The sequence below is a fragment of the bacterium genome, from assembly GCA_024228115.1.
Lineage (GTDB): Bacteria > Myxococcota_A > UBA9160 > UBA9160 > UBA6930.
Genome location: JAAETT010000574.1, coordinates 1 through 26,125, shown reverse-complemented (window position 1 = coordinate 26,125; position 26,125 = coordinate 1). Strand labels below are relative to the sequence as shown.

24 protein-coding genes are annotated in these 26,125 nt (G+C 63.7%); 8 read left to right on the top strand and 16 right to left on the bottom strand.

Annotated elements, in window-relative coordinates:
• Positions 1-176 precede the first annotated feature (176 nt).
• Positions 177-992 (top strand): polyphosphate kinase 2, encoded by an 816-nt coding sequence (gene ppk2 / locus GY937_23855; GenBank protein MCP5059750.1) that lies wholly within the window; start codon positions 177-179, stop codon positions 990-992.
• On the opposite strand, the gene GY937_23850 is transcribed toward ppk2, so the two are convergent.
• The 14 genes from GY937_23850 to GY937_23785 all read right to left on the bottom strand — a co-directional run bounded on the left by GY937_23850 (position 982) and on the right by GY937_23785 (position 16,049).
• The gene (locus GY937_23850; GenBank protein ID MCP5059749.1) at positions 982-2,493 is read right to left on the bottom strand and encodes a Ppx/GppA family phosphatase; all 1,512 of its coding nucleotides are present in this window, start codon (positions 2,491-2,493) and stop codon (positions 982-984) included. The two genes, ppk2 and GY937_23850, sit on opposite strands and share 11 nt — an antisense overlap.
• Before the next feature lie 77 nt (positions 2,494-2,570).
• Positions 2,571-2,831: a hypothetical protein gene (locus tag GY937_23845; protein MCP5059748.1), complete on the bottom strand. Its 261-nt coding sequence runs from the start codon at positions 2,829-2,831 to the stop codon at positions 2,571-2,573.
• Positions 2,828-4,627, bottom strand: coding sequence for a Na/Pi cotransporter family protein (locus GY937_23840; protein ID MCP5059747.1), 1,800 nt, complete (start codon positions 4,625-4,627; stop codon positions 2,828-2,830). Before GY937_23840 ends, GY937_23845 begins: the two co-directional genes overlap by 4 nt.
• A gap of 89 nt (positions 4,628-4,716) precedes the next feature.
• Complete coding sequence (locus GY937_23835) at positions 4,717-6,294, bottom strand: inorganic phosphate transporter (GenBank protein ID MCP5059746.1); 1,578 nt, start codon at positions 6,292-6,294, stop codon at positions 4,717-4,719.
• 292 nt (positions 6,295-6,586) lie between these two features.
• Positions 6,587-7,240 (bottom strand): enoyl-CoA hydratase/isomerase family protein, encoded by a 654-nt coding sequence (locus GY937_23830; GenBank protein ID MCP5059745.1) that lies wholly within the window; start codon positions 7,238-7,240, stop codon positions 6,587-6,589.
• Positions 7,241-7,331: 91 nt separating this feature from the next.
• Positions 7,332-8,432: a zinc-binding dehydrogenase gene (locus GY937_23825; GenBank protein MCP5059744.1), complete on the bottom strand. Its 1,101-nt coding sequence runs from the start codon at positions 8,430-8,432 to the stop codon at positions 7,332-7,334.
• Complete coding sequence (locus GY937_23820) at positions 8,429-9,469, bottom strand: alcohol dehydrogenase catalytic domain-containing protein (protein ID MCP5059743.1); 1,041 nt, start codon at positions 9,467-9,469, stop codon at positions 8,429-8,431. The genes GY937_23825 and GY937_23820 overlap by 4 nt, the downstream gene beginning before the upstream one ends.
• A gap of 15 nt (positions 9,470-9,484) precedes the next feature.
• Positions 9,485-11,044, bottom strand: coding sequence for a long-chain fatty acid--CoA ligase (locus GY937_23815; protein MCP5059742.1), 1,560 nt, complete (start codon positions 11,042-11,044; stop codon positions 9,485-9,487).
• Positions 11,041-11,886 (bottom strand): hypothetical protein, encoded by an 846-nt coding sequence (locus GY937_23810; GenBank protein ID MCP5059741.1) that lies wholly within the window; start codon positions 11,884-11,886, stop codon positions 11,041-11,043. Before GY937_23810 ends, GY937_23815 begins: the two co-directional genes overlap by 4 nt.
• 3 nt (positions 11,887-11,889) lie before the next feature.
• On the bottom strand, positions 11,890-12,681 hold the full coding sequence (locus tag GY937_23805) for a hypothetical protein (GenBank protein ID MCP5059740.1): 792 nt from the start codon (positions 12,679-12,681) through the stop codon (positions 11,890-11,892).
• Positions 12,678-13,097, bottom strand: a complete 420-nt coding sequence (locus tag GY937_23800) for a hypothetical protein (protein MCP5059739.1) — start codon at positions 13,095-13,097, stop codon at positions 12,678-12,680. Before GY937_23800 ends, GY937_23805 begins: the two co-directional genes overlap by 4 nt.
• A complete protein-coding gene (locus GY937_23795) occupies positions 13,090-14,235 on the bottom strand; it encodes a thiolase family protein (GenBank protein ID MCP5059738.1) in 1,146 nt (381 codons plus the stop codon). Before GY937_23795 ends, GY937_23800 begins: the two co-directional genes overlap by 8 nt.
• Positions 14,232-15,389 carry an acyl-CoA dehydrogenase gene (locus GY937_23790; protein MCP5059737.1) on the bottom strand — a complete coding sequence of 386 codons (1,158 nt, stop codon included), beginning with the start codon at positions 15,387-15,389 and terminating at the stop codon, positions 14,232-14,234. The genes GY937_23795 and GY937_23790 overlap by 4 nt, the downstream gene beginning before the upstream one ends.
• 33 nt (positions 15,390-15,422) lie before the next feature.
• Entirely contained in the window at positions 15,423-16,049 is a 627-nt protein-coding gene (locus tag GY937_23785; GenBank protein MCP5059736.1) for a TetR/AcrR family transcriptional regulator, read from the bottom strand.
• 73 nt (positions 16,050-16,122) lie between these two features.
• On the opposite strand from GY937_23785, the gene GY937_23780 reads away from it, so the two are divergent.
• The 5 genes from GY937_23780 to GY937_23760 all read left to right on the top strand — a co-directional run bounded on the left by GY937_23780 (position 16,123) and on the right by GY937_23760 (position 20,873).
• The gene (locus GY937_23780; protein MCP5059735.1) at positions 16,123-16,977 is read left to right on the top strand and encodes an amidohydrolase; all 855 of its coding nucleotides are present in this window, start codon (positions 16,123-16,125) and stop codon (positions 16,975-16,977) included.
• A 3-nt stretch (positions 16,978-16,980) separates the two neighbouring features.
• Positions 16,981-17,424, top strand: coding sequence for a DUF4442 domain-containing protein (locus GY937_23775; GenBank protein ID MCP5059734.1), 444 nt, complete (start codon positions 16,981-16,983; stop codon positions 17,422-17,424).
• Positions 17,421-18,200: a hypothetical protein gene (locus tag GY937_23770; protein ID MCP5059733.1), complete on the top strand. Its 780-nt coding sequence runs from the start codon at positions 17,421-17,423 to the stop codon at positions 18,198-18,200. The genes GY937_23775 and GY937_23770 overlap by 4 nt, the downstream gene beginning before the upstream one ends.
• 1 nt (position 18,201) lies before the next feature.
• On the top strand, positions 18,202-19,350 hold the full coding sequence (locus GY937_23765) for an acyl-CoA dehydrogenase (protein ID MCP5059732.1): 1,149 nt from the start codon (positions 18,202-18,204) through the stop codon (positions 19,348-19,350).
• A 155-nt stretch (positions 19,351-19,505) separates the two neighbouring features.
• On the top strand, positions 19,506-20,873 hold the full coding sequence (locus tag GY937_23760; GenBank protein ID MCP5059731.1) for a Gfo/Idh/MocA family oxidoreductase: 1,368 nt from the start codon (positions 19,506-19,508) through the stop codon (positions 20,871-20,873).
• A 46-nt stretch (positions 20,874-20,919) separates the two neighbouring features.
• Here the strand turns inward: GY937_23760 and GY937_23755 are convergent, their stop codons facing one another.
• Positions 20,920-21,621 (bottom strand): hypothetical protein, encoded by a 702-nt coding sequence (locus GY937_23755; GenBank protein MCP5059730.1) that lies wholly within the window; start codon positions 21,619-21,621, stop codon positions 20,920-20,922.
• A gap of 136 nt (positions 21,622-21,757) precedes the next feature.
• On the opposite strand from GY937_23755, the gene GY937_23750 reads away from it, so the two are divergent.
• Complete coding sequence (locus GY937_23750; protein MCP5059729.1) at positions 21,758-22,651, top strand: taurine dioxygenase; 894 nt, start codon at positions 21,758-21,760, stop codon at positions 22,649-22,651.
• Positions 22,652-22,674: 23 nt separating this feature from the next.
• Here GY937_23750 and GY937_23745 read toward each other — a convergent pair whose 3' ends face one another.
• A complete protein-coding gene (locus GY937_23745) occupies positions 22,675-23,556 on the bottom strand; it encodes a crotonase/enoyl-CoA hydratase family protein (protein MCP5059728.1) in 882 nt (293 codons plus the stop codon).
• 310 nt (positions 23,557-23,866) lie between these two features.
• Between GY937_23745 and GY937_23740 the strand changes: the two genes are divergently transcribed.
• Positions 23,867-26,005, top strand: coding sequence for a bifunctional proline dehydrogenase/L-glutamate gamma-semialdehyde dehydrogenase (locus GY937_23740; protein ID MCP5059727.1), 2,139 nt, complete (start codon positions 23,867-23,869; stop codon positions 26,003-26,005).
• Positions 26,006-26,125 lie beyond the last annotated feature (120 nt).

The following is a 26,125-nucleotide window of genomic DNA, read 5'->3' as shown; positions in this document are numbered from 1 at the left end:
GTGATGAGTTACGTGGACGGACACAACGATGATCCCACTCCCTTCGTCTGGTCCAAGACAGCAGAAGAGATCATCGAAAAGGTTGGCAGAGCCAGGCGCGCGCTGGATAATGCCCCAACAGCGTGAATCACATCACTAGAAAAGCCATCTCACTCAGCAGGACGGGCCAGTCAGAAATGGGATCCAAGAAGAAGACCGAAACGCCGGGAAAGGAAAAGCTGTCGCGGGGTGCCTACGAAGACAAGCTTGACGAGCTTCAGCTGGAGCTCGTCAAATTGCAGGAATGGGTCAAGGAAAAGGGCCTCAGGGTCGTCGTCATCTTCGAAGGAAGGGACGCAGCGGGAAAAGGTGGAACGATCAAGCGGATCATGCAGCGGCTCAACCCACGCGTTTGCCGCGTCGTTGCACTCGCGACACCGACCGAACGCGAAAAGACGCAATGGTACTTCCAGCGCTATACAGCGCATCTCCCCTGCGCAGGCGAGATCGTGCTCTTCGACCGCAGCTGGTACAACCGGGCCGGTGTGGAGCGGGTGATGGGCTTTTGTACCGAGCCTGAGTACGAGGAATTCCTGCGCTCATGCCCCGAGTTCGAGCGCATGCTGGTCCGCGGCGGAACCCAGGTCATCAAGTACTGGTTCTCGGTCAGCGGGGACGAGCAGGAACGGCGCTTCCAGAAGAGGAATACGGATCCCGTCCGCCGCTGGAAGCTGAGCCCGATGGATCTCGAATCACGGGCCAAATGGGTCGAGTACTCCGTCGCGAAGGACATCATGTTCGCCCACACGGACATCAAGCAGGCGCCCTGGTACGTGGTGGAAGCCGATGACAAGAAGCGGGCGCGACTGAACTGCATCAGCCATCTGCTCAGCCTCATCGACTACGAAGACCTCAGCCCCGGCCCGATCGACTTGCCGCCGCACGTCGACGCGGGCGGCTACGTCCGGCCACCGCTCACCGACCAGAACATCATCCCGGACATCATGCCGTAGCTGAGGCTCTCAGGACCAGAACACGGTCGAAGACCGTCTCGAAGAGCTGCGCTTCATGCATGCCATCCCATAGCTCGAGATCGAGGTCCTGCGAGGAGCAGAGTTCGATCTCCACCCTTTCAGCGGTCGAGGTCGTCCGGATCTCTTCCACGCGTTGCTGGTGGCTCCGGTCGAGAGCGTCGGCCAGGCGAAGGATGGTCGCGAGCCGACGAACGAGACGGACCTCGGACCGCGAAAGCTCGCTCATGGCCGGATGACTCGGATCCGGTGGACTACGGCGGTGAAAGCGTGCCACACAGGCGGCCAGCTTCCGTTCCCGGTCGACCAATCCCAGGATTTCCGTGTTCTGGATCAGGTACTGCCCATGTCGGTGATGCCGCTGGAAGCCGACGGCCTTGCCCACGTCATGCAGCCACGCCGCAACCTCGAGAAGTGATCGCGATTCCATGGGCAGCCCATGGACAGGCCCGAGTTCGTCGAAGAGCTGGAGCGCCAACCGCGCAACCTCTCGGCCGTGCGCCTCTTCGAAATCGAATCTTCGCCCGACGCGAATCGCCTCGTCCGCGAGAAGACGCTCCCTGGGTTGGATTCGCTCTCGGTCCTGGAGATCGACCAGGATTCCGTTTCGCAGACCCCGGTTGACCGCAACGACCGAGGAGAGACCCAGTGTGACCAGCAGCGATTCCAATATCACTGCCCCGGCCACGATGATGTCCGCCCTGCGCTCGGTGAAGCGCTCCAGACGCTCGGCAGATTTCATGGCGATGAGTTTCCGCAAGGCCACGGCGAGATCCTTCGTATCGGCTTGGGTCGACTCGCCCTCGCATGCGAATTCAGTCACCGCTCGAATCGTTCCTGAGGAGCCGAAGACCACGTCGGGAGCCTCTTGGATCGCGTCTCCGATGCCCTCGCTGAACGCCTGCTTCGCGTAGGCTCGCATCAAGGCGACCTTCTTCTTGCCAACTCCCTCCGCGGCTCCGAATCTCTCGGTCAGCTGCACGCTTCCGAGTGCCACACTCCAAAGCCGGGTGGGCTGGCCACCGCTGGCCAAAGCGACTTCCGTGGATCCGCCACCGATATCGAGGACCAGTGCCTGTTCATTGGCCGGGCGACCCTGGCAAACACCCAGGCAGATCAGGCGCGCCTCTTCTCGTCCCGAGATCACCTCGAGTCGAATGCCGGCCTGCGCCCGAATCCGCTGCAACACGGCATCCGCATTCCGGGCGTTTCGAAGCGCGCTGGTGGCAACGGCTCGCACCTCCGCGTCATGGCGCTCGCAACGCGACGCGAAACGCTGGAGCGTTCCGACGAGGCGATCCGCCACGACGTCGCTCATGATCCCTGACTCGAAGACCCCGGCGCCCGGCCGAACCGGCGCTCGCTCGAAGTGAATGGGCTCGAGAACGCCGTCGGGATGAGCTCGAACGACTTCCAGCCGCACCGCGTTGGTGCCCACATCGATGGCTCCGAGTACTCGGGCCTTCTCCGACAACCGATCCATCCCCATCTCCCGTCCAATATCATCGCGCTTGCCGGCCCCATGCGCGAGTGCCGCACCAGGCGACACTGGCGCGCGGCCTACTCGGCGTCGCGCAGGGCTCCGAGCTCCTGCCTCAGCTTTCCACCTTTCTGGGCCTGGGCTGCGATCACCTCCAGCTTCCGAAGAATCTCTCCGCGCTTTTCCTCGTCCGTCTCCCCATCCAGCTTTTCGCGCAACGCAGACTCTTTCAGTTCGAGCTTCTTCAGGATCTTCTCGAGGGATTTGTATTTGGCGACCTGGGCGCGTTGATCCGCGCTCAACAGCGCCCGGATCTTTCGAAGCAGTTTCTTCGTCTTCATCGGGTCGCTCCCTGATCGGCCATGGCGCCAATCTCATCCTCGTCGAGAACGAGGCTTCGCTGGGCGTCTCGCAATCCGCCGTCGTGCACGGCGAACAGGGTCTGCCCGAGCTCGATCAACCGCTTGCAGATCCGGTAGGCATACCGGTAGTCCTTGATGAGGGAAGTCGCGGCCAGGGCTGAAATCCGATCCGTGCCCACCAGGTCGCCCAACGTTTCGTTGGCCCGGAGGTCTTCCTGCTTGTTGGCCACCTTCGTATCGTTCAGGGAGAGAATAGCCAGTCGGTCATCACCAGACCGGCGAATGGTTTCGATCTCCCGCACGACGTAGCCGATTCTTCGCTGAATCTCCTCATAGGCAGCGCGAATGTCGGGATTCTCCGAGACGATCTCGACCTTCAGGTTCTTCTGGAGATGCGCAACGCCCTTGATGGCTTCGACGAGTCCGCGCCCTGCCACTCGAATCGCGAGCAGATCCTCGGCATTTTCCGGCTGGGCGCCCACCTGGGCCCGGCTGATGAACTCCAGGATCGAAGCGTAGATGGATTTGATGCTCTGCTCGTATTGTTCCTGGATCCGCTCATCGAAATGAGCCCCTTCAATACCCTCGAGCGGTTCATCGGCCAAGACGTCCCGCCGCCGCAATCCCACACCATGAACGATCAGTTCCAGCGCCTTGTCGTAGAGCCGGACAGTCTCCTTGCGTGCGGCTTCGATCGCAGCATCAGGGAAACCGATGGCCGCTTCATTCAGGTACTTCGGCCGCTCGAACACCGGAGTCGGAGTCGGCATCCAACGCTCGAGCGCTGGCACCAGAGGTCCGATGAACGGCACCATGATCAGGATGCCCATCGAATTGAAGACACTGTGGAACGTCGCCAGCTTCAGGGTGTAGTCCGTTGGCGCAATCCCCAGCAGGTTGCTCAACCAATCGACCAGCACCATGAGCTGGGTGATCCCTGCAATGGCAATGAGCCCGGTCACCAGATTGAAGATCAGATGAGCACCGGCAAGCCGCTTTCCCTGGACGTTCGCGCTCATGGATCCCAGGATGGCCGTGATCGTCGTACCCACGTTGGAACCGATCGCAACCGCCAGGGCGTTCTCATACGTCACCTGATTCGCGGCCAACGCCGTGATGATCAACACGAGCGTCGCATGACTCGATTGCATCACCACCGTCGCCGCGATTCCGATCGCCACGAACAGGAAGACACCGAGGTACCCCTCCACGGCATAGCTGGCCAGGTCGATGCCTTGCTTGAACGCCTCGAAGCCCTCCTTCATGTGATGAATCCCAAGGAAGAGGAATCCGATTCCCGCGAGCACGTAGCCGAACCCGTGCAGCGATTTCGATTTCTGGAAGATCAGAATGACGCCGAAGACGAGGATCGGCATGGCGTAGGCGGAGAGCTTCACCTTGAGGCCAAACCCCGCCACGAGCCAGGCTCCCGTGGTCGTCCCGAGATTGGCTCCGAACACGATCCCGATTCCCGCCGCGAGGCTGAGCAGCTCGGCACTCAGGAAAGAGATGGTGATCACCGACACCAACGAGCTCGACTGCATGAGCGTCGTGGTGACCGTTCCGAACGCCAGGCTCTTCCAGAGACGATTCGTGGTGCGCTGGAGCACCCGCTCCAGGGCTCCGCCCGTGAAGGCCTGGAAGCCCTGCTCCATGGCGATCATCCCGAACAGGAAGATCGCCACACCCGACGCAATCTCCTTGAAGTCCGGGCTGACCCAGAAGCCATAGGCCAGAACCAGCAAGATCGTCGGTAGTAGAATTCTACGTATCATCGAATCCAGCTCGGCCCGCCCGTCGTTCCCGCTTCACGACGATCGGCTCCCTGCCTGGCAGGCTAACGAAAATGCTCGCAATGCGTCGCCTACGGAACGATGTTGCGCGGAATCATCATGCCCCGAATCGTGAAGAACAGCAGAGCCGACAGGAGTCCCGCGGCCGGCACCGTGATGACCCATGCCGCCGCGATCTTCAGCAATGCAGAGCGCTTCACGAGTTCCTTGCGATAGACCTTTCGCAGGTCCCTTCTCTCCCGCTTCGTCAGCTCGGCCGTCGCCGTATGCTGTTTCAGCTGCGTGAGCATCACGCGTTTTTCCTCGATCGAGGCTGCCTCGAACTCCGCCATGAAAGCCTCGACCTCTGATTGATCCTTGCCCGCATGGTGGTGCTCGATCTCTTGAATCGTATTCGCATAGTTCGTCTTCAGGTACTCGCGGAGGAAGCCGACGCCGAACACACCACCCACAGCGATATGGGTGGAGCTGACCGGCAGGCCCAGCTGTGACGCGATGATGACGGTGATTGCCGCCGCCATGGCGATGCAGAAGGCGCGCATTTGATCCAGCTCGGTGATCTCCGAGCCGACGGTCCTGATGAGTTTCGGGCCGAACAGCGCCAGCCCGAGCACGATGCCGAGTGCGCCGACGGCCATCACCCAGACGGGAATCGAGGCTTTCACGGCGACCCCGTGATTTGCGACGGAATCAGCGATCGCAGCCAGGGGACCGACCGCATTGGCCACGTCATTGGCTCCGTGGGCGAAGCTCAGCAGTGCCGCCGCAAAGATCAGGGGGACCGTGAACAGGGAATTGATGCTGCCTTTCTCGTTGGGCAACGGTCGCGCGTACCTGGCAATGAGCGGCTTGACGGCCAGATACGCGACGCCTGCAGCCACGAGTCCGAGGCCTCCGGCCTCGGCGAAATCCACCTTGATGACCTTCTTCAGGCCTTTCAGGATCAGATAGGTGCTGAACGCCAACACCATCAGCGAGATCATGATGGGAACCATGCGCCGCGCCGATTCGATCATGTTCTTCTTGTACGTGATGGTGTGCTTCATCCAATACAGGAAGCCGGCAGCAATGACGCCTCCGATCACCGGCGAGATGACCCAGCTCGCAGCGATCGCCCCGAAACGCCCCCAGTTGGCGATCTCCATGCCACCTGCGGCGATCCCGGCCCCCAGGACCCCACCCACGATGGAGTGTGTCGTCGATACGGGCGCACCAATCGCCGTCGCGAGGTTCAGCCAGATGGCGGCTGCCAGCAGCGCCGCCATCATGAGCCAGATGAAGACATCGCCATTCGGGATCAGGGAGGGGTCGATGATCCCTTTCTTGATGGTGCTGACGACATCACCGCCGGCCACCATGGCGCCCATGGCCTCGAAGATCGCTGCGATGACGATTGCACCGGTCAGCGTGAGTGCCTTGGAGCCTACGGCCGGGCCAACGTTGTTGGCCACATCGTTCGCACCGATGTTCATGGCCATGTACCCGCCGATCATCGCCGCAATGACCAACTCGATGCTGACCGGGGAATGGATGCCCGACACGAAGAGCATGACGCCGACGATGAACAGCAGCACCGATCCGAACCGGAACATCTCCCTGCGCCCGAAGCGTGTGGCATTCTCGATGCTCTGAAGACTGTCGAATTCCATGAACGGCTCCGAAGAGAACTGGTCCAGGGATGTCACGGGACCGACCCAGCCGCACGTTCGGCTGAACTCCGCTGGACGAATCGATGGGATGAGGGCGCGGCGACCGCGAATGGAGCGTCCGCCAACCGGCCTACTCGATCCGAAACCGCAGTTCGTAGAGGAGCAAGTCCCGTGCCGCCCCTCTGCGCCCTCTCATGCCGCAATAGCCATCTACGTTGGGGAGATCGGCCCCGCTGCGGTCCACGAAGGGCCTGATGGGACGCCGGCGAGCTCTGAGGCGAGATCTATTCGATCAGGAATCGAAGAGCGGCGGTTGGAGCGCTACGAAGCCTCGCTTGGTGTTCGTGGCCATCGCTTCGGGGAGTGATGCGATCTCGCCCGCCAATGCGCGCGCTGTGTCCAACAGATCGGCCGGCTCGACGACGCGGTTCACGAGCCCGATCCGCAGGGCCTCCTCTGCGTCGTAGATCCGCCCTGTCAGACACATCTCGCGGGCGGCTCCCGCTGACATGACGTCTCTCATCAATTCATAGACCGCAGCCGCACCGAAGCGCACCTGGGGCTGTCCGAAGATCGCCGTCGTCGATGCGAGACGGAAATCGCACATGGCCGCCAGATCGCAACCGCCGCCAAGCGCTGGGCCATTGACCGCGGCAATCAGGGGTTTCGAGAAGGTGTAGACCCGATGGTGATAGGCGGCCGCATCCGCAAAGACCTCGGCCATCTCCCCGCCCGAAAGCTCAGAGCGATCGAAGCCCGCACAGAATGACGGCGGCGCACCGATGAGAACGACCGCGCGCACAGCATCGCTCTTCTCGAGGGCGTCGAAGCGCGCCACAAGTTCCCCACGCATTGCACGGGAAAGAGCGTTTCTCTTGGCGGGCCGATTCAGCGTCAACAGCGCCACGCCTTCCGCCTCTTCCAGCATCGTCAATGCATCCGTCATATCCATCTCCTCACTACGAGACCTGGCAGAACTCCGACTCGACTCCACCCAGCATCCAACCTGCAGTATCGCGCACGGTCTCCGAGTCTCATCAGGCATCCCCCAGGAGGACGCGTGGACGGATCGCCCGTCCGCTGGCCAGGGCGTCGAAGGCTTCGTTCACTTTGTCGAGCGGATAGTCGGGGCCGGTCATGGGCTCGATGTGAAGCCGGCCCTGGGCAACAAGCGCGAAGAGATGCGGGAAGTCTCGCTGTGGGTCCATGGAGCCGTAGATCGAGCCACGGAGCGTCTTGTCGAGCAGGAGCGAGATGATGGGAACGCGGATCTCTTCTGCAAAACCCGTCAGCCCTGCCACGATGGCGCGGCCACCGGACGCAAGGGCGTCGAAGGCCTGCCGCGCTACAGCGCCACTCCCTACGGCCTCCACCGCGACATCGACCCCACCTTCGATCAAGGCATGGATCGCAGCAACCGGATCCCCATCATTCGGGGAGACGAGATCCGTGGCACCCAGGCGCCCCGCCAGCTCCAGGCGGGAAGCATTCGGCTCGATGGCAATGATCCGCGACGCGCCCGCCACCCGGGCGGCTTGCACCGCGGAGAGTCCGACGCCGCCACAACCAAAGACCGCCACGGCTTCGCCCCATCCCACATCGCCCGTGTTGGCCGCCGCCCCGAAGCCCGTCGAGACACCGCAACCCACGAGGCAGGCAGAACCGAACGGAACCTGCTCGGGAACCGGCACGACCGAACCCGCCGGTACGACGACGAGCTCCGCGAGGCCTGACACGTTCATGTAGCGGCCGAGTTGTACGCCGTTCAGGGCAAGCGAGCCGTCCTGGGCGTTCGTGGTGATGCCGGCGCACACGTGCGCGCGTCCTGCCCGACAGGCGCGACAGCGGCCGCAGCGCGGCGTCCAGGCAATCACCACTCCCTGACCCACGACGGCCGGCTCGCCGACCCCCGGCCCGACGGATTCGATGCGGCCTGCGGCTTCGTGGCCCAGCACGGCCGGGAAACCGATGCCCTCTCCGCTCCGCCATACATGCAGATCGCTCGCACAGATCCCACATGCAGCGATCCGAACGCGGACCTCGCCCGGGCCGGGTTCGCGCACGGCAACCTCTTCGATGCGCAGAGGCTCACCCGGCGCGTGCGCAACGGCGGCTCGCGCCATCACGCAGCCGCTCACGAGGCCTCTCCCGGCAGCAACGCCAGGCGCACCGGATCGTTCCGGTGGTTTGCTAGATCATCGAGGGCCTCCGCGGCCCGTTCGAGCGGGTAGCGGGCCGTAATCGAGCCCGAGAGGTCGAGCCTTCCCGAAGCCGCGAGTTCTACGACCCGTTCGAGTTCCGCGCGTGTGTAGCCCATCGAACCGAGCACCCCGATCTCCTTGCCGACGAACGCGACGAGTGGCCCCAGTTCCGGTGATTCCATCCCTACGCCGCCGACGATGACACGTCCGCCTCGAGCTACCGAGGCCATCGCGAGCTCGACCGAATCCTTTCTTCCGGCGTACTCGATCACCAGCTCGGGCCCGCCGCCACCGGCGGCCTGGCGGATGGCCTTGCGAGCGTTCGCCGCCGTCACATCGACCGTGGCATCCGCGCCCGCTTCCTGCGCCCGGCGCAACGCACCCGGACTGGCATCGCATGCGACGATGGTCTTCGCTCCGAGCAACCGGGCGAGCAGGATCGCGTGGTACCCCACACCGCCACAGCCGATCACGGCAATCCTCTCCCCTCCCGTGATCCCCGCGCGGGTCGCGACGGCGTGGAAGGCCGTCGCGACCGCATCCGCGAGGATCGCACCGTGCTCGAACGGAACACCTTCGGGGAGCGGAAGCGCACAGGAAGCCGGAACCGTGATCTTTTCTGCAAAGGTGCCGTCCCGCGCCATGCCAAAGATCTGCGCACCCGGACAGAGCCCGAGGTGTCCCGCTTCGCATGCGGGACAGGTGCCACAGGTCTCGCTCGGGAGCAGCAACACCCGGTCTCCGACACCGCAGGTCGCAACGCCCTCCCCCAACGTATCGATGACGCCCGCGCCCTCATGGCCCATGATCACGGGCAGCTTGGGAACCGGGAGACGCCCGTGAGCCGCGTGCAGATCGGTTCCGCACACTCCCGCAGCCCGCACGGCCACACGCACCTGGCCCGGTCCAACCGGCGGTTCCGGCACCTCTTCGACCCGGAGCTTCGCCCCTTCATGGAGACGTACTGCCTTCATCGATCTTCCTCTCCGCTATTCGGCGCCGTGAACGCCGCGCTCCTGATCCTTCCACCACGGCTCGCGTAGCGCGCGGCGCAAGATCTTTCCGACACCGCTCTTGGGGAGCTCCTCGAGGACATCGACCGCCTTGGGCACCTTGAAGCGCGCGAGATGCTGCTTGCAGAAAGCGATCAGCTCTTCCGAATCCGCAGCCTGGCCGGGCCGCAACGTCACTGCCGCGCGAACGGCTTCGCCCCATTTCGCATCGGGAACCGGGAACACGGCGCATTCTGCCACCGCGGGATGCTCGGAGAGCTTCCCTTCGATCTCTGCCGGATAGACGTTGAAGCCACCCGTGATGATCTTGTCCTCTTTGCGATCTGCGAGGAAGACGTAGCCTTCTGCATCCATCCGACCCAGATCACCGGTGCGCAGCCAGCCGTGGTGCAGCCTCTCCCGGTCGAGATCGGGCCGCTTCCAGAAGCCGGGTGTCGTCCATGGCGCACACAAGCAGATCTCACCGATTTCTCCCTCTCCCGCTTCGGATCCGTCCTCAGCAAGGATTCGTACCTGGGCAAATGCTGGGCGCTCGCGGCCAACGGAGGTCAACCGCTCGCTACCGCTATCGAGAGCAGCAACGTGCTCCTCGGGGTCCATCCAGGTGTTGAGGGCGTAGGCCTCCGTCTGGCCGAAGCCTGTATAGAGGACGGGCCCCAGGCGTTCGAGCGAGCGGCGTACCAGAACAGGAGCCGTCGGCGCCGCCGCATAGACGACAGCCCGGAGGCACGAGAGGTCTGCGTCCGCGGCGTCCGGATGATCCAGGAGCATGCGGAGAAGCGTCGGGATCACCAGGATCATCGTGACCCGATGCTCAGCGATCGCACCCAGCATCGCCTTCGGATCCGCCGCCGGAAGAATCACGAGGGTCGCTCCTGCCACCCAGCAGGTATCCATCGCTCGTCCCCCGAAGTGACTCAGGGCAAGCTGACCTAGCAAGCGATCCTCAGGGCCCACCGCAAAGGATGTCGCCCACGAGCCCATCGCCGCCGCCACGCTGGCGTAGCTATGGGTGACGCCTTTCGGATGGCCGGTCGTACCAGAGGTGTAGAGAATCTGGGCCAGGGAATCGGGAGCGCGATCGACGAAAAGAGATCCCGTAGGAGTGGTGGCAGCGAGCTGCTCGAGATCCTTCGCAGCATCGCCGCACCCAAGGCCGAGGACTGTGGCTCGCCCGTCGGCCGCTTCGACCGCTCTGGGGAGGGCATCCGCCCCGAGCGCGATGACGAAACACGCTTCCGCGTCACGAACCATGAAGGCATGCTCGGTTGCCGTCAGCGCGCCCAGCAGCGGCACCAATACGCCACCTGCCCGGGCCACCGCAATCACCGTCTCGACGTACTCGATCCGATTCTCCTGGACGACGGCCACACGCTCACCAGGCTCGAGACCCGACCCGACGAGCGCTTGCGCGAGCTTCGTCGCTCGCTCGTCGAGTTCGCCATAGGTGCGACGACGCTCTCCATCGACCAGCGCCACCTGATCCGGCCAACGTCGTGCGGCACGCGCGGGGTAGTGTGAATAGGGATGAATCACGGGCGTCGCCGCTTCCGCTCGTCCGGCAGCGGACGATCTTCGGGGCCGTCGTAGTGCGCGCCCAGCGCATCGGGAATGATCCGCAGCGGCACGCCCTCGCGAACCTCCTCCGCGATATGGGCCAGCAGCGCCATGCCGTAGCTGAGCGCCCCGAGCCCTCCGATCACCAGCGGCTCGAAGCCGAGATCCGCAAGCAAGGCGCCAAGCGCACCCGCCAGGTTGATGGGAATCGGCCTGCCTTTGCGACGGGCCAGCTCGGCTTCGATCGCATCGAGGAGCTTGCCGTGCGCACCCCAACCCTCCTTCTCGATCGCGAGCCGTCGAACGGTCACAGCCCGTGGCTCCGCCTGCTTGTGCATCGGGTGGCCGAACCCCGGCACCGCGCCACGGCGTTCCAGCCATGTGTCGATGGCACGGGAAGCCGCTTCCTCCTCCGGTAGCTCCCACGCGACGCCCTCGACCAGCATCTCGGCCGGCTCCTGCGGCGAGCCCGTGACGGAGCCACTCGCCAAGATGCCACTCGCAAGCGCGGGCACCGGTGAATCCGGGAACGCCGAAGCGGTGAAACGCGCGGCACAAGCCGCGGAGCTGATGAACTGCTGATCCATCCCGCTGCGCAGCGCCAGGTCGAAGAGCGCAGTCTCCCGATCGTCCGGGAGCTCTCCGCGCAACAACAAGAAAGCAGCCTCGCTGTAGCCCAGGTGTTCGATCAGCTCTTCGATCGGGTAGCCGCGCACGCGGATCTTTCCGCTTTCCGCCCGACTGATCCCCGTCGTCCAGTAGTCACTCCAATCGCCAGACGAGACGTACTGACCCACGTGGCGACGCGGAGGCTTGGCCATCGTCTATCTCCCTTTGAACGCGGGTTTGCGTTTCTCGAGGAAGGCCCGCGGGCCCTCTTGTGCGTCTTCGCTTTGGCGCACCGGTTCCGCCAGCAGTTGCTCGAGCCGCAAGCCCTCTTCGAGCGGCCCCTCGAGCCCTCGCCAGACGGCGGCCTTCGCAGCTCGCACCGCCAACGGGCCGTTCTCCGCGATCGTTCTCGCGATGGCCAGTGCCTCGCCGAGTAGCTCAGCCTGCGGGACCACCCGGCTGACGAGCCCGATGCGTTCCGCTTCCGTCGCATCGATGCGCCGACCGGAGAGGATCAGATCCAGGGCGCGCTCGGGTCCGACCAGCCGGGGAAGGCGCTGGGTTCCCCCTGCTCCCGGGATGATGCCGCGCGTGACCTCTGGAAGGCCGAAGCTCGCGTTCTCGGAGGCGATGCGTAGATCGCAGGCCAACGCGATTTCCAATCCGCCCGCCAGGCAGAACCCATTCACGGCGGCAATCGTTGGCTTGTCGATCGTCAGATTCTTCGTGATACCTCCCAGGCCCGGCACCTGTTCCGAACGACGTAGGCGCTCCGACGGACTCAGCATCTTGTAGAAATCGCCGACCCCGCGGAGGTCGGCGCCCGCACAGAAAGCCCGCTCGCCTGCACCCGTCAATATCGCGACGCGCAACCCATCGTCGTCGCGAAACTGGATCCAAGCTTCGGTGAGTGCATCGCTCGTCTCGAAATCGAGGGCGTTGTGCACCTTCGGGCGATCGATCGTCAGGATCGCCACCGGCCCCTCCCGGTCGAAGCGAAGCGTCACGAGGTCTCCTTCTCATCACCGACCGGTGCGAAGCGTGGCAACATGAAATCCCCGGCGGGTTCGAAGCGAAGCTGCACCGGCATGTCGATCGCCACCTCCTCCGGCGCACAGCCCACGACGTTGGAGATCAACCGGGGGCCCTCCTCGAGTTCGATGAGCGCAACGACGTAGGGTGCCGGCATTCCCGGATGATAGGTCCGCCGATAGACCGCGAAACTGAAGACGTGCCCGCGCCCCGAGGCCGCTCGAGACGACATGCACGGAGACCAGCAGTCGGGACAGCACGGCCCGGCCGGCAGGAAGTAGTGCCCGCAATCGTCACAAGCGGAGAACTCGAGGGCTCCGTTTCGACAGGCCTCCCAGAACGGAGCGCTCAGCGCATCCGGTTCCGGCACCGGCGGTTGAACCTCAGACATGGGCATGGCTCCCGAGGACGAGGGTCGCGTGGGTATTCATGCCGAGTCCATGGCCCGAAACGAGGGCCGATTGAGCGCCCTTCACCTGGCGCTCGCCGGCCTCATGGCGCAGCTGACGCACGGCTTCGATGACGTGGAGCATTCCGCCCCCGTACCCCTCCGCAAGCAGCCCGCCGCTCGGATTCACGGGCAGACTTCCACCCGGCCCGATCCGGCCGCCCTCGACGAAAGGCCCCGACTCGCCCTTCTTGCAGAAACCGTAGTCTTCGAGCTGAAGCAGGACGACGATCGTGAAGCAGTCGTAGAGCAAGGCGACATCGATGTCCGAAGCGCTCAAACCCGCATGCCCGAGAGCCTTGGGGCCGCAGCGCGCCGCCGGAAGCGTGTCGAAGTGGTTCGGCGAGGTGTAGGTCGAAAGGCTGTGGGCCTGGGCGTGGCCGAGAATGGGAATGGCGGGGGCTCGCAGATCCGCAGCGCGTTCTCGGGTGGTCACGAGCACCGCGGCGGCGCCATCGGAAACGAGACAGCAATCGAGCTTGCGAAGCGGCTCGACCAACGAATCCGAGGCCAGGTAGTCCTGCATCGAAATCGGCTGCCGCTTCTGGGCATGAGGCGTGCGGGCCCCGTGGGCACGGGCTGCGATCGCCACCTCACCCAGCTGCTCGGCACGGGTTCCATGGCGATGCATGTGGCGTTGAGCTGCCAGGGCGTGCAGGCCGACGGCACCAAAGAAGCCAAAGGCCGCCTCGTCCCCGCGGCCGTATTCGAAGGAGCCCGCATTCGAAAGCGGGCTGTCCCCGTAGACGCAAAGGCACACGTCACACAGCCCGGCTTCTACGGCGAGCGCAGCGCGTGCTACGATCGCCACGCTTCCTGCGCCTCCGAGGATCTCGGATCCGGTGTAGTCGGGATCGAGGCCCAGTTGCGCGCCGAGTCGCAGGAAGTGTGGAGTGATGCCCTGGAGAATCCCCTGGCTCGGCCCGGGATCGGTCAGCAGACCATCCACATCCGCCGGCTGGAGGCCAGCATCGGAAACGGCGGCCGCTGCGGCCTCCGCTTCGAGATGCCATGCCGTGCGCCCCGCAAGCTTGCCAAATTCCGTGTGGCCAACGCCCGCAATGACGGCATGCCGGCTCACGCGGGGCCCGTCCGCATACGATGTTTGGCAATGATCTCCCGCATGATCTCGCTGGTGCCCGCCCCGATGCCCCAATTCTGCACGCCCCTGGAGCAACGTGCCACGTAGTTCTCCTGCATGAACCCGTAGCCCCCGAAGGCATGAGCACAATCGAGAATCAGCCCTCGGACGAGATCCGCGCCGATGAGCTTCGACATGCTGACGGTCAGATCGCCTTCGCGATCGCCAGAAGCCAGTTGCTCCGCTGCGCGATAGGTGAGCGCACGCGAGGCTTCGAGCTTGGCCATCCAATCCGCCATGCGGTGGCGCCAGACCTGCATCGAAGCAATCGGACGCCCGAAGGCTTTGCGCTCAGCGAGGTAGTCGAGCGTCTCGCCCAGGACGTCGTCACAGAGCGCATTCATCATCACGGAGAGCACGAGGCGCTCCCCTTGAAAGGCTCCCATCACATAGCGGAAGCCCCGGCCTTCTTCGCCGATCAGGTTGCGACGCGGAATGCGGACATCATCGAAGAAGAGCTCGGCCGTATCGCTCGAATGGAGATCGACCTTCTCGAGGCGCCGGCTGACCTGGAAGCCCTTCGCATCCGTGGGGCAAACGACGAGGCTCACACCATCGGGGCCCTCCCCACCGGTTCGCACTGCGAGGGTCACGAAATCGGCGCGCGCTCCGTTCGAGATGAAGATCTTCGAGCCGTTGATCACGTAGTCGTCACCGTCGATGATCGCGGTCGTCTGAAGGGAGGCGACATCGGATCCGCCACCCGGCTCGGACACACCGAGTGCAGCGATCCGCTCGCCTCGGATGGCCGGCACGAGCCATTCTTTGCGGAGTTCGTCACTGCCGTGATCGTGAATCACGGCGGTCGCCATTTCGCATTGCACGAGGAGCCCGACCACGCAGCCGATGTCGCGGCCGCGCACCAACTCCTCAACGAGGATTACCGTGTACCAGTAGTCGAGCCCGCTCCCCCCCCAGGTCGAATCGAAGCGGACACCCAGAAGGCCCAACTCTCCCGCCTTGCGAAAGAGGTCGTCGGGGAAGAACCCCTCTGCCTGCCACTTCTCTGCGAAGGGCCGGATCTCTTCGGCTGCAAAGCGGCGCACGCTCTCGCGAAAGGCTTCGTGCTCCGCGGTCCAGTTCGGAAATGCCATCGCTTTCTCCTGGGCGCCGCGAGCAGCGCCCGGCTATTCGGTGCCAGCCTTTGCGTTCGCGATTCCGCGCGCAAAGACGTCGTCCATCAGTCCGATGATCTCATCGAAGTCGTAGTCGCCGAGGCCAGCCGTCTCGCGTTCCACCAGGAAATTCCCGAGGTGGAACATGAGATAGGCAACCCGCTCCGGATCCATCGCCCGCAACGTCCCTTCCTCGACCCCACCTTCCAGAACCCGCCGAAGCAGATCGATGATCCGGCTCTCCTGATCCCGTGTGAAGGCGTGGGCCACAGGCTGCAGGCACATTTCCGAATCACCGGAGGAAGCCAGCCGGAGAACCGGATTGCGCGAATACGTTTCGCGGGTCACCTCGACGATGCGGCGGATCTTCCGGCGCGCCGTTCCCGGTGCCTCGAGAACGGCCTCGGCCTCGCGAATGAAATCCTCGGCATCCTGCTGCAGGAGACTGCCGTAGAGATCTTCCATGTTTCGGAAGTGCGCATAGAGGGTCGTCCTGGAACAACCGGCCTCCCGGGCCACCTCCTCCATCGTGGTCTTCCTTGCACCGAACCGCAGGAAACGCTGCCGCGCGGCCCCGAGGATCGAACCCCGGGTGTCGCCCGGCTGGCCACTTGCTCGAGGTGCCGACGGGTTTGCCATGTAGACAAGTTAACATTTGGTGCTTTTTTGTCCAGTTGTTATCATACAGGCCTCGATCCACAGGAGGCACGCGATGTCAGAGCAAGTAGGAGCCATCGACGCCTGGGCCACACTCGTGCAGCCCGGCACCATCGACCGCTGGCCGCCGGAATTCATCAGCATCTTCAAGCGCTATGGCTCGCTTCCGCTCTTCGAGCGCGGCATGACGACGGAAGAGATCATCGACAACATGGACGCCGCCGGCGTCGACCGCTTGATGCTCTCCGCCTTCGGCTACGGCGATTACCACATCATCCGCAACGAAGAGGTCGCGGAGATCTGCGCGAAGCATCCGGACCGCTTCACCGGCGTCGGCACGGTCGACCCCCGCGGCAAGCCGATGGATGTCGTCCGGGAGATCGAGCGCCTTTCGAAGGAGTTGGGACTACGCGGGGTGCGCCTCGAGCCCTATGCCTACGGTGACGGCATGGTAGGCGCTGCGCCGAACGAGAAGATGTATTGGCCCGTCTACGCGAAATGCGTCGAACTGGGCCTTCCCGTCGCCATCCAGGTCGGGCACACGGGGCCATTGCTTCCTTCGGAGGCGGGCCGCCCCATCTACCTGGACGAGGTCGCCCTCGCCTTCCCCGAACTCGTGATCATCGGCTGCCACATCGGCCAACCCTGGCACGAGGAGATGATGATCCTGGCCTGGAAGCATCCGAACGTCTACGTCGAGACGAGCGCACGCACGCCCAAGCATTGGCCCGAATCCTTCGTGAAATTCGCCAGTACCTACGGCCAGGACAAGGTGCTCTGGGCCACCGACTACCCGCTGCTCACCTTCGACCGCACCCTCGTGGAACTCCGCGAACTCGGCGTCTCCGACATCGCCTATCGGAAGATCGTGCGTGAGAACACGATGCGTGCCTTTGGTCTGGAGGCCTGAGGCGTGGATCCGGAAGAGATGCGCGCCGTACTCACCAAGATCCCCTACACGAACGAGCTGGGCATGACCCTGGATGACGTCGCCGATGGCGAAGTGCAGATGACGCTCCCGGACGGTCCCCTCAACCAGAACATGGCCGGCACCGTCCACGCGGGGCTGCTCTTCACGTTCGGGGAAACCCTGGCGGGCGTGGCGGCCGGCTTCGAAACACTGGACAGGACGTTCCCCTTCGCCCGCCGCGCCGAGATCCACTACCGCCGACCCGCACGGGGCCCTGTGCACGGCACGGCTCGGGTTTCGCCCACCGAGAGCCGGCGCGTCCTCGACGAACTTGCACGCGAGGGCCGATCGGAACTGACAGTGAGCGCCGAGCTTGCAGGAGACGACGGCCAGACGGTCGCCGAAGTGAATGTGGACTACGCCTTCCGCCCCCTGGAGAAGACATGACGGCACCGCTCCGCCTCGAGAGCAAAGACGACGTCACGACGATCACCCTGGCCCAGCCCGAGCGGATGAACGCGCTGAACTTCGAGATGCTCGATGCGCTGATCGAGGCGCTCGGAACCGTCCGGCGCAGCGACGCGCGCGTCCTCGTTCTTGCCGCAGAAGGCCGAGCATTCTGCGCCGGCGCGGATCGCGCCGAGATGATCCAGCGCAAACCCGCGGAGTGGGAACCCATCGTCGACCGCTATCTGGATCCGGTGCGCTGCATCGCGGATCTCGACATCCCGGTGATCGCAAAACTCCAGGGGGATACGGTCGGCGGCGGCTTCGGCCTGGCCATTTCCTGTGATTTCCGCGTCGCCAAGGAGGGCATCCGCCTCGGCGCTCCCTTCGTCCGCATCGGATTGGCCGGCTGCGACATGTCTGCCGGTTATTACTTGCCCCGGCTCATCCCGCTCGGTGCCGCCACGGAGATGATGATGACAGGGAAGCTCGTCCGCGCGGATGAGGCACTCGCGCTCGGACTCGTGCACCGGGTGGTACCGGCGGAGGATCTCGACGCTGAAGTCGGAGCCCTCGCCGAGCAACTCCGCAACGGGCCGCCCGTCGCATTGGCGTTCACGAAACGCGCAATCCGCCGTTCCCTGGATCTGGATCGCGATGCGGAGTTCGACTACGAGGTCTTCGCCCAGGTGAACTGCATCCAGACCGAGGATCACCAGGAAGGCGTGAAGGCGTTCTTCGACGAGAAGCGGGCACCGGTCTTCAGGGGGCGTTGAGATGGCCGAGCCGGATTTCTATCTGTCGGAGGAACAGCGAGAGCTGCAGCGCGCGCTGCGAGAATTCGTGGAGAAGGAGATCGCTCCGATCGCCGCCTCTTGCGACGACGAGGAGCGGTTTCCGCAGGAGATCTTCTCGAAGCTCGGTGATCTCGGATACCTGGGGCTTCGCTTCCCGGAGGCCGCAGGCGGCTCGGGGGGCACCTGCCTCGACTACGCGATCCTCTGCGAGGAGTTGGCCTTCGGCTCTGCCGGGATCGCTCTCGGAATCTACGTGCACATGGCCCTTGCCTGTGCGGCACTCGAGGCCTTCGGAAGCGAGCCCCTGAAAGAGACCTGGCTCCCCCCTGCCCTGCGCGGAGAGAAGATCGGAGCGTGGGCCTTCGCTGAGGCGGGCGCCGGCTCCGATGCCGGATCGATCGCGACCCGCGCCGTGGCAGACGGGGACGATTTCGTGCTGAACGGCTCGAAGCTCTTCATTACCAACGGCCCCATCGCGGATTTCCTGATCGTGGTGGCTTCCACCGAACCGGAGCAGCGCCTCAAGGGGCTCTCGCTGTTTCTCGTAGAGCGCGATCGCCCGGGTTTTCGGGTTGCGGGCTCGCTTTCGAAGCTGGGCGTACGCGCCTCCGAAATGGCGGAGCTCGTCTTCGAAGATTGCCGCGTGCCACGTGAGAACCTGATCGGAAGAGAGAACCGCGGATTCCTCGACTCGCTTCGCACCCTCACCCTCGGACGGATCGCTTCCGCAGCCTTCGCCACCGGCGTCGCACGGGCCGCCTTCGAAGCCACCCTCGCCTATGCCGGCAGTCGCAAGCAGTTCGGCCAGCCGATTGGCTCCTTCCAGGCCGTGCGCTTCGGCATCGCGGACATGGCCGTCCAAATCGAGGCTTCGCGCCTGCTCTGCCACCGAGCGGCCATTGCGGCGGATCAAGGCCTTCCTCATGGCCGAGAGGCGAACATGGCGAAGCTATTCGCCACTGAGGCCTGCACGAAGATCGTGGAGCGAGCTCTCCACTTTCACGGTGCCGCCGGATTCATGTCCGAATCCCCGATCCAGCGCTTCTACCGGGACTGCAAGGTCTTCGAACTCGGCGAAGGTTCGAGCGAGCTCCAACGCGATATGATCGCGAGAGAGCTCGGGCTGTAGAGGCCAGCGCTCGCGACCCGAACGGTTGCCCTGCCGGAGAGCATGACAAGAGGTTGGCAGGGTGGGGAAAGGAACGAACGAATGCCGAGCACCCGTCCAGAAGGGCTCGACCCCCGGGCGGTCGAACGCGGACCCCACGCCATCGGTCGTGCTTCGTGACGCGTGCCCTACGCGGCCTCGTGATCGGAGCTGGCATGCGCGGCGCGGATGCCTACACGCCGCATCTGCTTGCAGAACCTGGGGATGGCAAGATCGTGGGTGTCGCCGAACCCAATCCGGTGCGCCGCAAGGCCTTTGCGGAACGCTACGGAATCCCCGCCGAGGCTTGCTTCGACCACTACCGCGCGCTGCTCGAAGCCGATCTCCAGGCCGACTACGCACTCGTTGCCACGCCCGATTCAGAGCACACCCTCCCTGCCCACCTTGCCCTGGAACACGGCCTTCACGTCCTGCTCGAAAAGCCCATGGCCACGACGCTGAAGGAATGCGAAGCACTGGTCGCTGCCGCTGAACGAGCCGATCGCCTGCTCCAGATCTGTCACGTGCTTCGCTACGCACCGCTCTATGAGGCCGTGAAGGCCGTCATCGAAGGCGGCGAACTCGGGGAACTGGTCACCATCCAGCACTCGGAGAATGTCTCCCATTGGCATTACGCCCATTCCTACTGCCGGGGGACGTGGCGAAACAGCAATGCCTCTTCGCCGATGATCCTTGCCAAATCATGCCACGACATGGACTTGCTGTATTGGCTGGCCGACGCGCCGCCCGCGCGGCTGACCTCGATCGCGAGCCCCACACGGCTTACGGCCGCCAACGCACCAACGGACGCACCGGAGTTCTGCATCGAGGGCTGCTCCCACGCGACCAGCTGTGCCTACGACGCCGTGGCGACCTACCAGCAAATGAGCCCGCTGCTGCTCGACCTCGCCCTCAAGACCCGGGCACCAGGAGCCGTTGGCGAGCCTGCCTCCCTTCAGCCGGAAGAGACCGAGCTCCCTCGCGCTTCCGGCTGGAATAGCTGGCCCGTATCAGCGATCACCGACGACACCTCCGAGCTCGGAATCGAGCACGCACTGCGCACCACCAACTATGGGCGATGCGTGGACCGAATCCCCGACGCGGACCAGCCTGCCAGCCAGCATGTGGGCGTTTCCTTCACCAATGGCGTCACTGCCAGCTTTACGATGCACAGCACTTCCCATCGTGAAGGCCGGGAAACCCGCATCGACGGGACACGAGGCTCCCTCGTTGCAGGCTTCTACACCCTCGAGCATTTCGTCGAGGTCACCGACCACAAGACGGGACGCACGCGGAGCGTGGACGTACCCGTTGAGACCGGCATTCACGGCGGCGGGGATCCCCGACTCTTCCGCGGCTTCCTCGCGGCAATCCGCGGAGAGGCCGCACCCCTCACGACGGCGGCGGAATCGCTGTGGAGCCATCGCATGGCTTTTGACGCAGACCGCGCAGCCCGAGAGGGGATCGTGGTCGAGTGGAAGCAGGTTCCGACCCCAACTTCTTGATCGCCCGGCGATGCCATCGCAGACGAGTCGGGTTTCCTGCTTCGGCCTAGGATCCAGCACCCACCGGTGGTGGGGATGCCACATTGGGCAGCCGCTGGCGGATCGTCAGGATCTCTGCGCCATATTCACCACGGGTCGCCTTGACCTGCTCGCGGAGTGCGCCCAAGGTGTCGAAAGGCAGATCCTCCTCCACGAAGGCCGAGACAAAGCCGGGGACGCTTCCGCCAAGCTTCAGCGAGAGCTGGTACTCGACGCGCGTTTGCCCCGGAGAAACGGCCTCGAGCAGGTAGTGCCCCTCCATCGCGGGAATGCGCACCGCGTCTGAGATGGGGGGCATCAGCGGGCTCTCGGCAGCTCGAAGCTCGATCAACGCGCGGCCCTCGTCCGGCGAGACGGTGATGATCGACTCGGACACGGAATCCCGATCGGAGACGGGCCATTGCCCCTTCGTGCGCGCGTAGATGACCACGCTGCCATCCGGGCGTTCTTCGAGGCGTCGCGATTCGATACAGCGCGACATCCATTCGACCCGTCGGGCATCATCGCTGAGCACGGCGAGCAGTTCCACGAGTTCCGCCTCGATCACGACCACGCCTCGAATCGCAGGCTCACCCCCGACGTTCTCCAGCCGGCTGATCGTGATGCCCTGCTCTTCTCGCGTTGTCTCCCAGGCGCCGCCGCTGTCTTCCGCGATGGCAGGAAGCGCCAGGGCCGCACAAATTGCACCCACGAGTAGGCAATGTCTCATGCAGCAGAACGTAGCTTGTATCGGCCAGGGCGAACCCACCCCGCCAAAGCGTCCATTCTCGAACCGGTACAAGGCGTGCTCCTTCGGGCTACGATCCGGGACAGCCGAGACACCCTCGACGCGGAGGACGGAAAGCATGGCGACAGCCCGTGACCTCAATGAACTGGATGTCACACGCCTTTCCGGCTCTCTCGGAGCCGAGATCCGCAGCATCTCCCTGGCGAAGGCAGGCCCCGAAGATGCGGAGCTGCTTCAATCGCTGATGGCGGAGCATCTGGTGCTCTTCTTCCCCGGGCAGCACCTCACTCCGGAGGAGCACATCGCGTTCGGCCGCCTCTTCGGCGAGCTCGAGGCCCATCCGAACCTGGCGCTCGATGCCGAGCGACCGGAGTTCTTCGAACTTCACGCGTCTGGTGGCGCTGGCGCCATTGCCGACGAGTGGCATAGCGACCTCAGCTGTCAGCCGAATCCTTCCGTCCTGGCCATCCTGCAGATCAAGACGTGCCCAGCGGTTGGCGGCGACACGCTCTGGGCGAACATGTACAAGACCTACGAAGAACTCTCCACGCCCCTGCAAGAGCTATGCGACGGCCTGACAGCACTTCATGATGCCAGCCCCCACGGCAATCCGGAAAGGAACGCCATCCACCCCGTTGTCCGATTGCATCCGGTGACGGGACAAAAATCCCTCTTCGTAAACGAGCATTTCACACGCAGGATCACCGAACTCAGCCACGACGAAAGCGAAATGCTGCTCCGCTACTTGACCCAATGGGCATCGAGTCCGCGCTTCACCGTTCGTTACCACTGGGCGGAAGGGACGGTTGCGATGTGGGACAATCGCTGCACGCAACACAAGGTCCTGAACGATTTCGAGGGCGAGCGCGTCATTCAACGTGTCACCGTCATGGGCGATGTGCCCAAAGCAGCAACTCCGCCGCGATGGGAGCCCTTCAAGGCAGCATTCAGCGCTGCAGGCTGGCGTGACAAACCGCTCCGATCGTTCCTGAAGGCACGACGCAACGCGTAGGGACGTCGAGCAACGACCCTTCGCTATTTCCGATTGCGTTCTCCGTAGTCGCCGAACGGCGCATCACGTTCGGAGATCACCTCGCGAAATCCCTTTTGCGAGAAGCTCTCGACCCATTGGTAGGCTTCCTCGGTATGACGCGTGACCCCGTCGAAGAGCGTTCCGAGGAGTTGCGTCGTGCGGAGCCCCATGTTCTCGAAGGTCTGGTTGATGAGCAGCTTGTTCAGCGCGAGCTGATTGGCAGGGATGTTCTCGAGCCGCCTCGCATGGGCCAGGATGCGTTCCTCGATCTCGGCAGCCGGGCAGACATGCGCAACCAGGCCGATGCGATGGGCTGTTTCAGCGTCGATCGCATCGCCGCTCAGCAGGAACTGCTTGGCGTGTTCGAGCCCCAGCCGATAGACCCACATCATCGTCGTGGGGGTCCCGAAGATTCGGGACGGCGCGTATCCGATGAACGCGTCGTCAGCCATGTAGAGCAGATCGCAGCATAGGATGAGATCCGTGGCGCCACCGATCGCCCAACCATGAATCTGGCCGAGAACGGGCTTCGGACATTCCCAGATCTTCATGAAGCGCCGAACGTTCTTCCCCATGAATTGCAGATCGCGAACGGGATCCCACGCACCTTCCCGTGGCTTGGGCCCCGGGGCGTCGTAAGGACTGCCCCATCCAGCCTCCATCTCGGCGCCTTGGCCCGGATTCAAATCGTAACCCCCTGTGAGGGTTCGACCGGCGCCTCGAAGAACGATCGACCGGATGGGTCGAGAGGCCGTCGCGCGGTCGATCGCATCCGCAACACCCTGGACGACGCCTTCCGTCAACGTGTTCATCTTCTCCGGTCGGTTGAGCGTGACGATGGCCACGCTCCCCTGCTCTTCATAGAGAACCACGGGCTCACTCATGATTTCGACTCCCTGGTCGGGCGGAGATTCGACTTCTCGATCGAGGCTCCGCAAGAGAAGGCATGATATCCCCGGATTGGATCATGGACATGGCAGGGCAGGCGTCACCATCCGGCCGCCCAGGAGCCAAACGGCAATGCAGAGAATCCGGTTCTGAATGCGGCACTGGCCTGGGCAGTAGTCGGCAAGCATGGTGTTCGTATGGGAATGCATGAAGTGCGCCTTCTGGCAGACCTCGTGAACCCGCTCGCCAGATGACGAATCTTGCTCGCGATCCAAATGGGATAGTTGCTCATGTTATTGTCAAACCATGGCGTACGAGAACGCCGACGATCCGGAGCTGATCGCTGCCACGATCCGCCTCGCTCGTCGAATCCAAGAACGAGCCAACCTACTTCAAACGCCGGCAGAACGTCGGCAGCAGGCTGAATTCGACCGGATGCTCCAGCATCCCGCGGACAAAGCCACCCTCGTCCAGATGACGGATCAGACGTTCCGCTCGCGAGCCGCGCGGCGTTCGGCAGACCAACTGACTCATATCCTCGATGTCCAGGGTGTGCCGCGTTTCTTCTCGCCCATCGATCGCACCTTGCTCAGAGGGTTCCAATCGTTCGGCACGTATCTTCCCGGTGTAGCGATGCCTCTCGTCAAGGAGAAGATAAAGGAAGAAACAGCAAATGTCGTCTTGCCAGCCGAGCCGGAGCTGATCGCCGCCCATCTACGCGCTCGACGAGAAGAAGGCATTCGGATGAACGTCAATTTTCTCGGCGAGGCGATGCTGGGGGAACGCGAAGCGGAGCGGCGGCTCCAAGCCTATCTCTCGGCACTTCAAAGTCCTGACGTCGAAGTCGTGTCGGTCAAGATCTCGACGATCTTCTCGCAGATCTCGACCATCGCGCGTGAATCGACCATCTCTCGCCTATGCGATCGGTTCGAGTTGCTCATCCGTGCGGCTGCAAAACAGGACTTCATTCGAAAGGATGGCACAGCCGCACCCAAGCTCGTCTACCTCGATATGGAGGCGTATCGAGATCTCTCGATCACTGTCGGCACTTTCATGCGAACCCTCGATCGGCCCGGCCTCGAACATCTGGGGGCTGGCATCGTGCTACAGGCATACATCCCCGATTCCTTTCGTCGGCAGCGCCAACTGACGGAGTGGGCGACTCGCCGCATGGACGCGGGAGGAGCCCCTGTAACGCTTCGGATCGTCAAAGGAGCGAACCTCGAAATGGAGCGTCTCGAGGCCTCCATACGCGATTGGCCCCAGGCCACGTTCCGGACGAAGCAGGACACCGACGCCAACTACAAGCGCATGCTTCGCTTCGCACTTCTGCCGGATCATGCACGGGCCGTCCGGGTCGGAATTGCGTCCCACAACCTCTTCGAACTCGCCTATGGCCTCGTCCTCGCCGACGCACGCGGCGTTCGAGAGCTGGTCCATCTCGAGATGCTCGAAGGCATGGCAAATCACCAACGTCGGGCGATCTTCGAAGAAGTACAGGACCTTCTCCTCTACGCACCGGCCTGCCGCCGAGACGCCTTCGTTCATGCCATCGGCTACCTCGTCCGCAGGCTCGACGAGAATACCGGGCCCGACAATTTCCTCCGTCACGCATTCCGACTCTCAGTCGACTCGAGAGAATGGCAGAGCCTCGAGCGCGATTTCGTTGCATCCCTCGGCGCACATTCCTCTCTCCCCGATGCACCGCGAAGAAGTCAAGATCGTCGCGCCCGAGGGCAGTCTCCCGGTAAGAGCACGGTCGAAGAATCGCCGACGTTTCGAAATGAGCCTGACACCGATTTCGCGCTACCTCATCATTCCGAATGGGCGGCTTCCATCGTCGATTCCTGGCACGACCGCTTCGACAACCGTGCCATGCACGTGCCACGCGTCATCGCAGGCCGAGTCCGGCACGGAGATCGCGAGATCGGAGAATCTCTCGACCCGTCCCGCCCCGGTGTCGTTGTCGCGCGTTTCGAGATCGGCACTGTCAACGATGTGAATGAGGCAGTAGCGTGCGCAGCTGCCGACCCGGATGGCTGGCGCCAGAGGACGGCAGGCGACCGCGGTTCCATCTTGAGAGCGGTCGCGCAGCAGCTTCGTGAACGCCGCGCCGAGTTGATGGGGATCGCGCTCGCAGAAGCGGGCAAGACATTGACAGAGAGTGACCCCGAGCTTTCCGAAGCGGTCGATTTCTGTGAGTTCTACGCAGAGAGCGCCGAGGCTGTTTCGAGCCAGCAGGACCTCGAGGCGCACGGCCGAGGCGTAGTCGCAGTGATTCCTCCTTGGAATTTCCCCATCGCCATCCCCTGCGGTGGCGTAGCGGCGGCGCTCGCCGCTGGCAACACCGTGATCCTGAAACCTGCGCCCGAGACAGTCGCGACGGCATGGCTCATGGCAGAGTGCTTCTGGTCGGCCGGGGTTCCTAACGCGAATAATTCATGAAGAAGTCGTGGTCTTGAATTGAAGAAGGCCCCAGTTGCGGTAGAAACGAGTTGCAACACGCGTTTCCCCTCAACAAGGGCCCCTTCATGAAGCCGGATTCTACCGCACAGGCTGTCATCT

Bases quoted from the DNA above. Each gene is read 5' to 3' on its own strand.
- ppk2 (MCP5059750.1), top strand. From the start codon at position 177: ATGGGATCCAAGAAGAAGACCGAAACGCCGGGAAAGGAAAAGCTGTCG.
- GY937_23850 (MCP5059749.1), bottom strand. From the start codon at position 2,493: ATGGATCGGTTGTCGGAGAAGGCCCGAGTACTCGGAGCCATCGATGTG.
- GY937_23845 (MCP5059748.1), bottom strand. From the start codon at position 2,831: ATGAAGACGAAGAAACTGCTTCGAAAGATCCGGGCGCTGTTGAGCGCG.
- GY937_23840 (MCP5059747.1), bottom strand. From the start codon at position 4,627: ATGATACGTAGAATTCTACTACCGACGATCTTGCTGGTTCTGGCCTAT.
- GY937_23835 (MCP5059746.1), bottom strand. From the start codon at position 6,294: ATGGAATTCGACAGTCTTCAGAGCATCGAGAATGCCACACGCTTCGGG.
- GY937_23830 (MCP5059745.1), bottom strand. From the start codon at position 7,240: ATGACGGATGCATTGACGATGCTGGAAGAGGCGGAAGGCGTGGCGCTG.
- GY937_23820 (MCP5059743.1), bottom strand. From the start codon at position 9,469: ATGAAGGCAGTACGTCTCCATGAAGGGGCGAAGCTCCGGGTCGAAGAG.
- GY937_23810 (MCP5059741.1), bottom strand. From the start codon at position 11,886: ATGGCCAAGCCTCCGCGTCGCCACGTGGGTCAGTACGTCTCGTCTGGC.
- GY937_23800 (MCP5059739.1), bottom strand. From the start codon at position 13,097: ATGTCTGAGGTTCAACCGCCGGTGCCGGAACCGGATGCGCTGAGCGCT.
- GY937_23790 (MCP5059737.1), bottom strand. From the start codon at position 15,389: ATGGCATTTCCGAACTGGACCGCGGAGCACGAAGCCTTTCGCGAGAGC.
- GY937_23785 (MCP5059736.1), bottom strand. From the start codon at position 16,049: ATGGCAAACCCGTCGGCACCTCGAGCAAGTGGCCAGCCGGGCGACACC.
- GY937_23780 (MCP5059735.1), top strand. From the start codon at position 16,123: ATGTCAGAGCAAGTAGGAGCCATCGACGCCTGGGCCACACTCGTGCAG.
- GY937_23770 (MCP5059733.1), top strand. From the start codon at position 17,421: ATGACGGCACCGCTCCGCCTCGAGAGCAAAGACGACGTCACGACGATC.
- GY937_23765 (MCP5059732.1), top strand. From the start codon at position 18,202: ATGGCCGAGCCGGATTTCTATCTGTCGGAGGAACAGCGAGAGCTGCAG.
- GY937_23755 (MCP5059730.1), bottom strand. From the start codon at position 21,621: ATGAGACATTGCCTACTCGTGGGTGCAATTTGTGCGGCCCTGGCGCTT.
- GY937_23750 (MCP5059729.1), top strand. From the start codon at position 21,758: ATGGCGACAGCCCGTGACCTCAATGAACTGGATGTCACACGCCTTTCC.
- GY937_23745 (MCP5059728.1), bottom strand. From the start codon at position 23,556: ATGAGTGAGCCCGTGGTTCTCTATGAAGAGCAGGGGAGCGTGGCCATC.
- GY937_23740 (MCP5059727.1), top strand. From the start codon at position 23,867: ATGGCGTACGAGAACGCCGACGATCCGGAGCTGATCGCTGCCACGATC.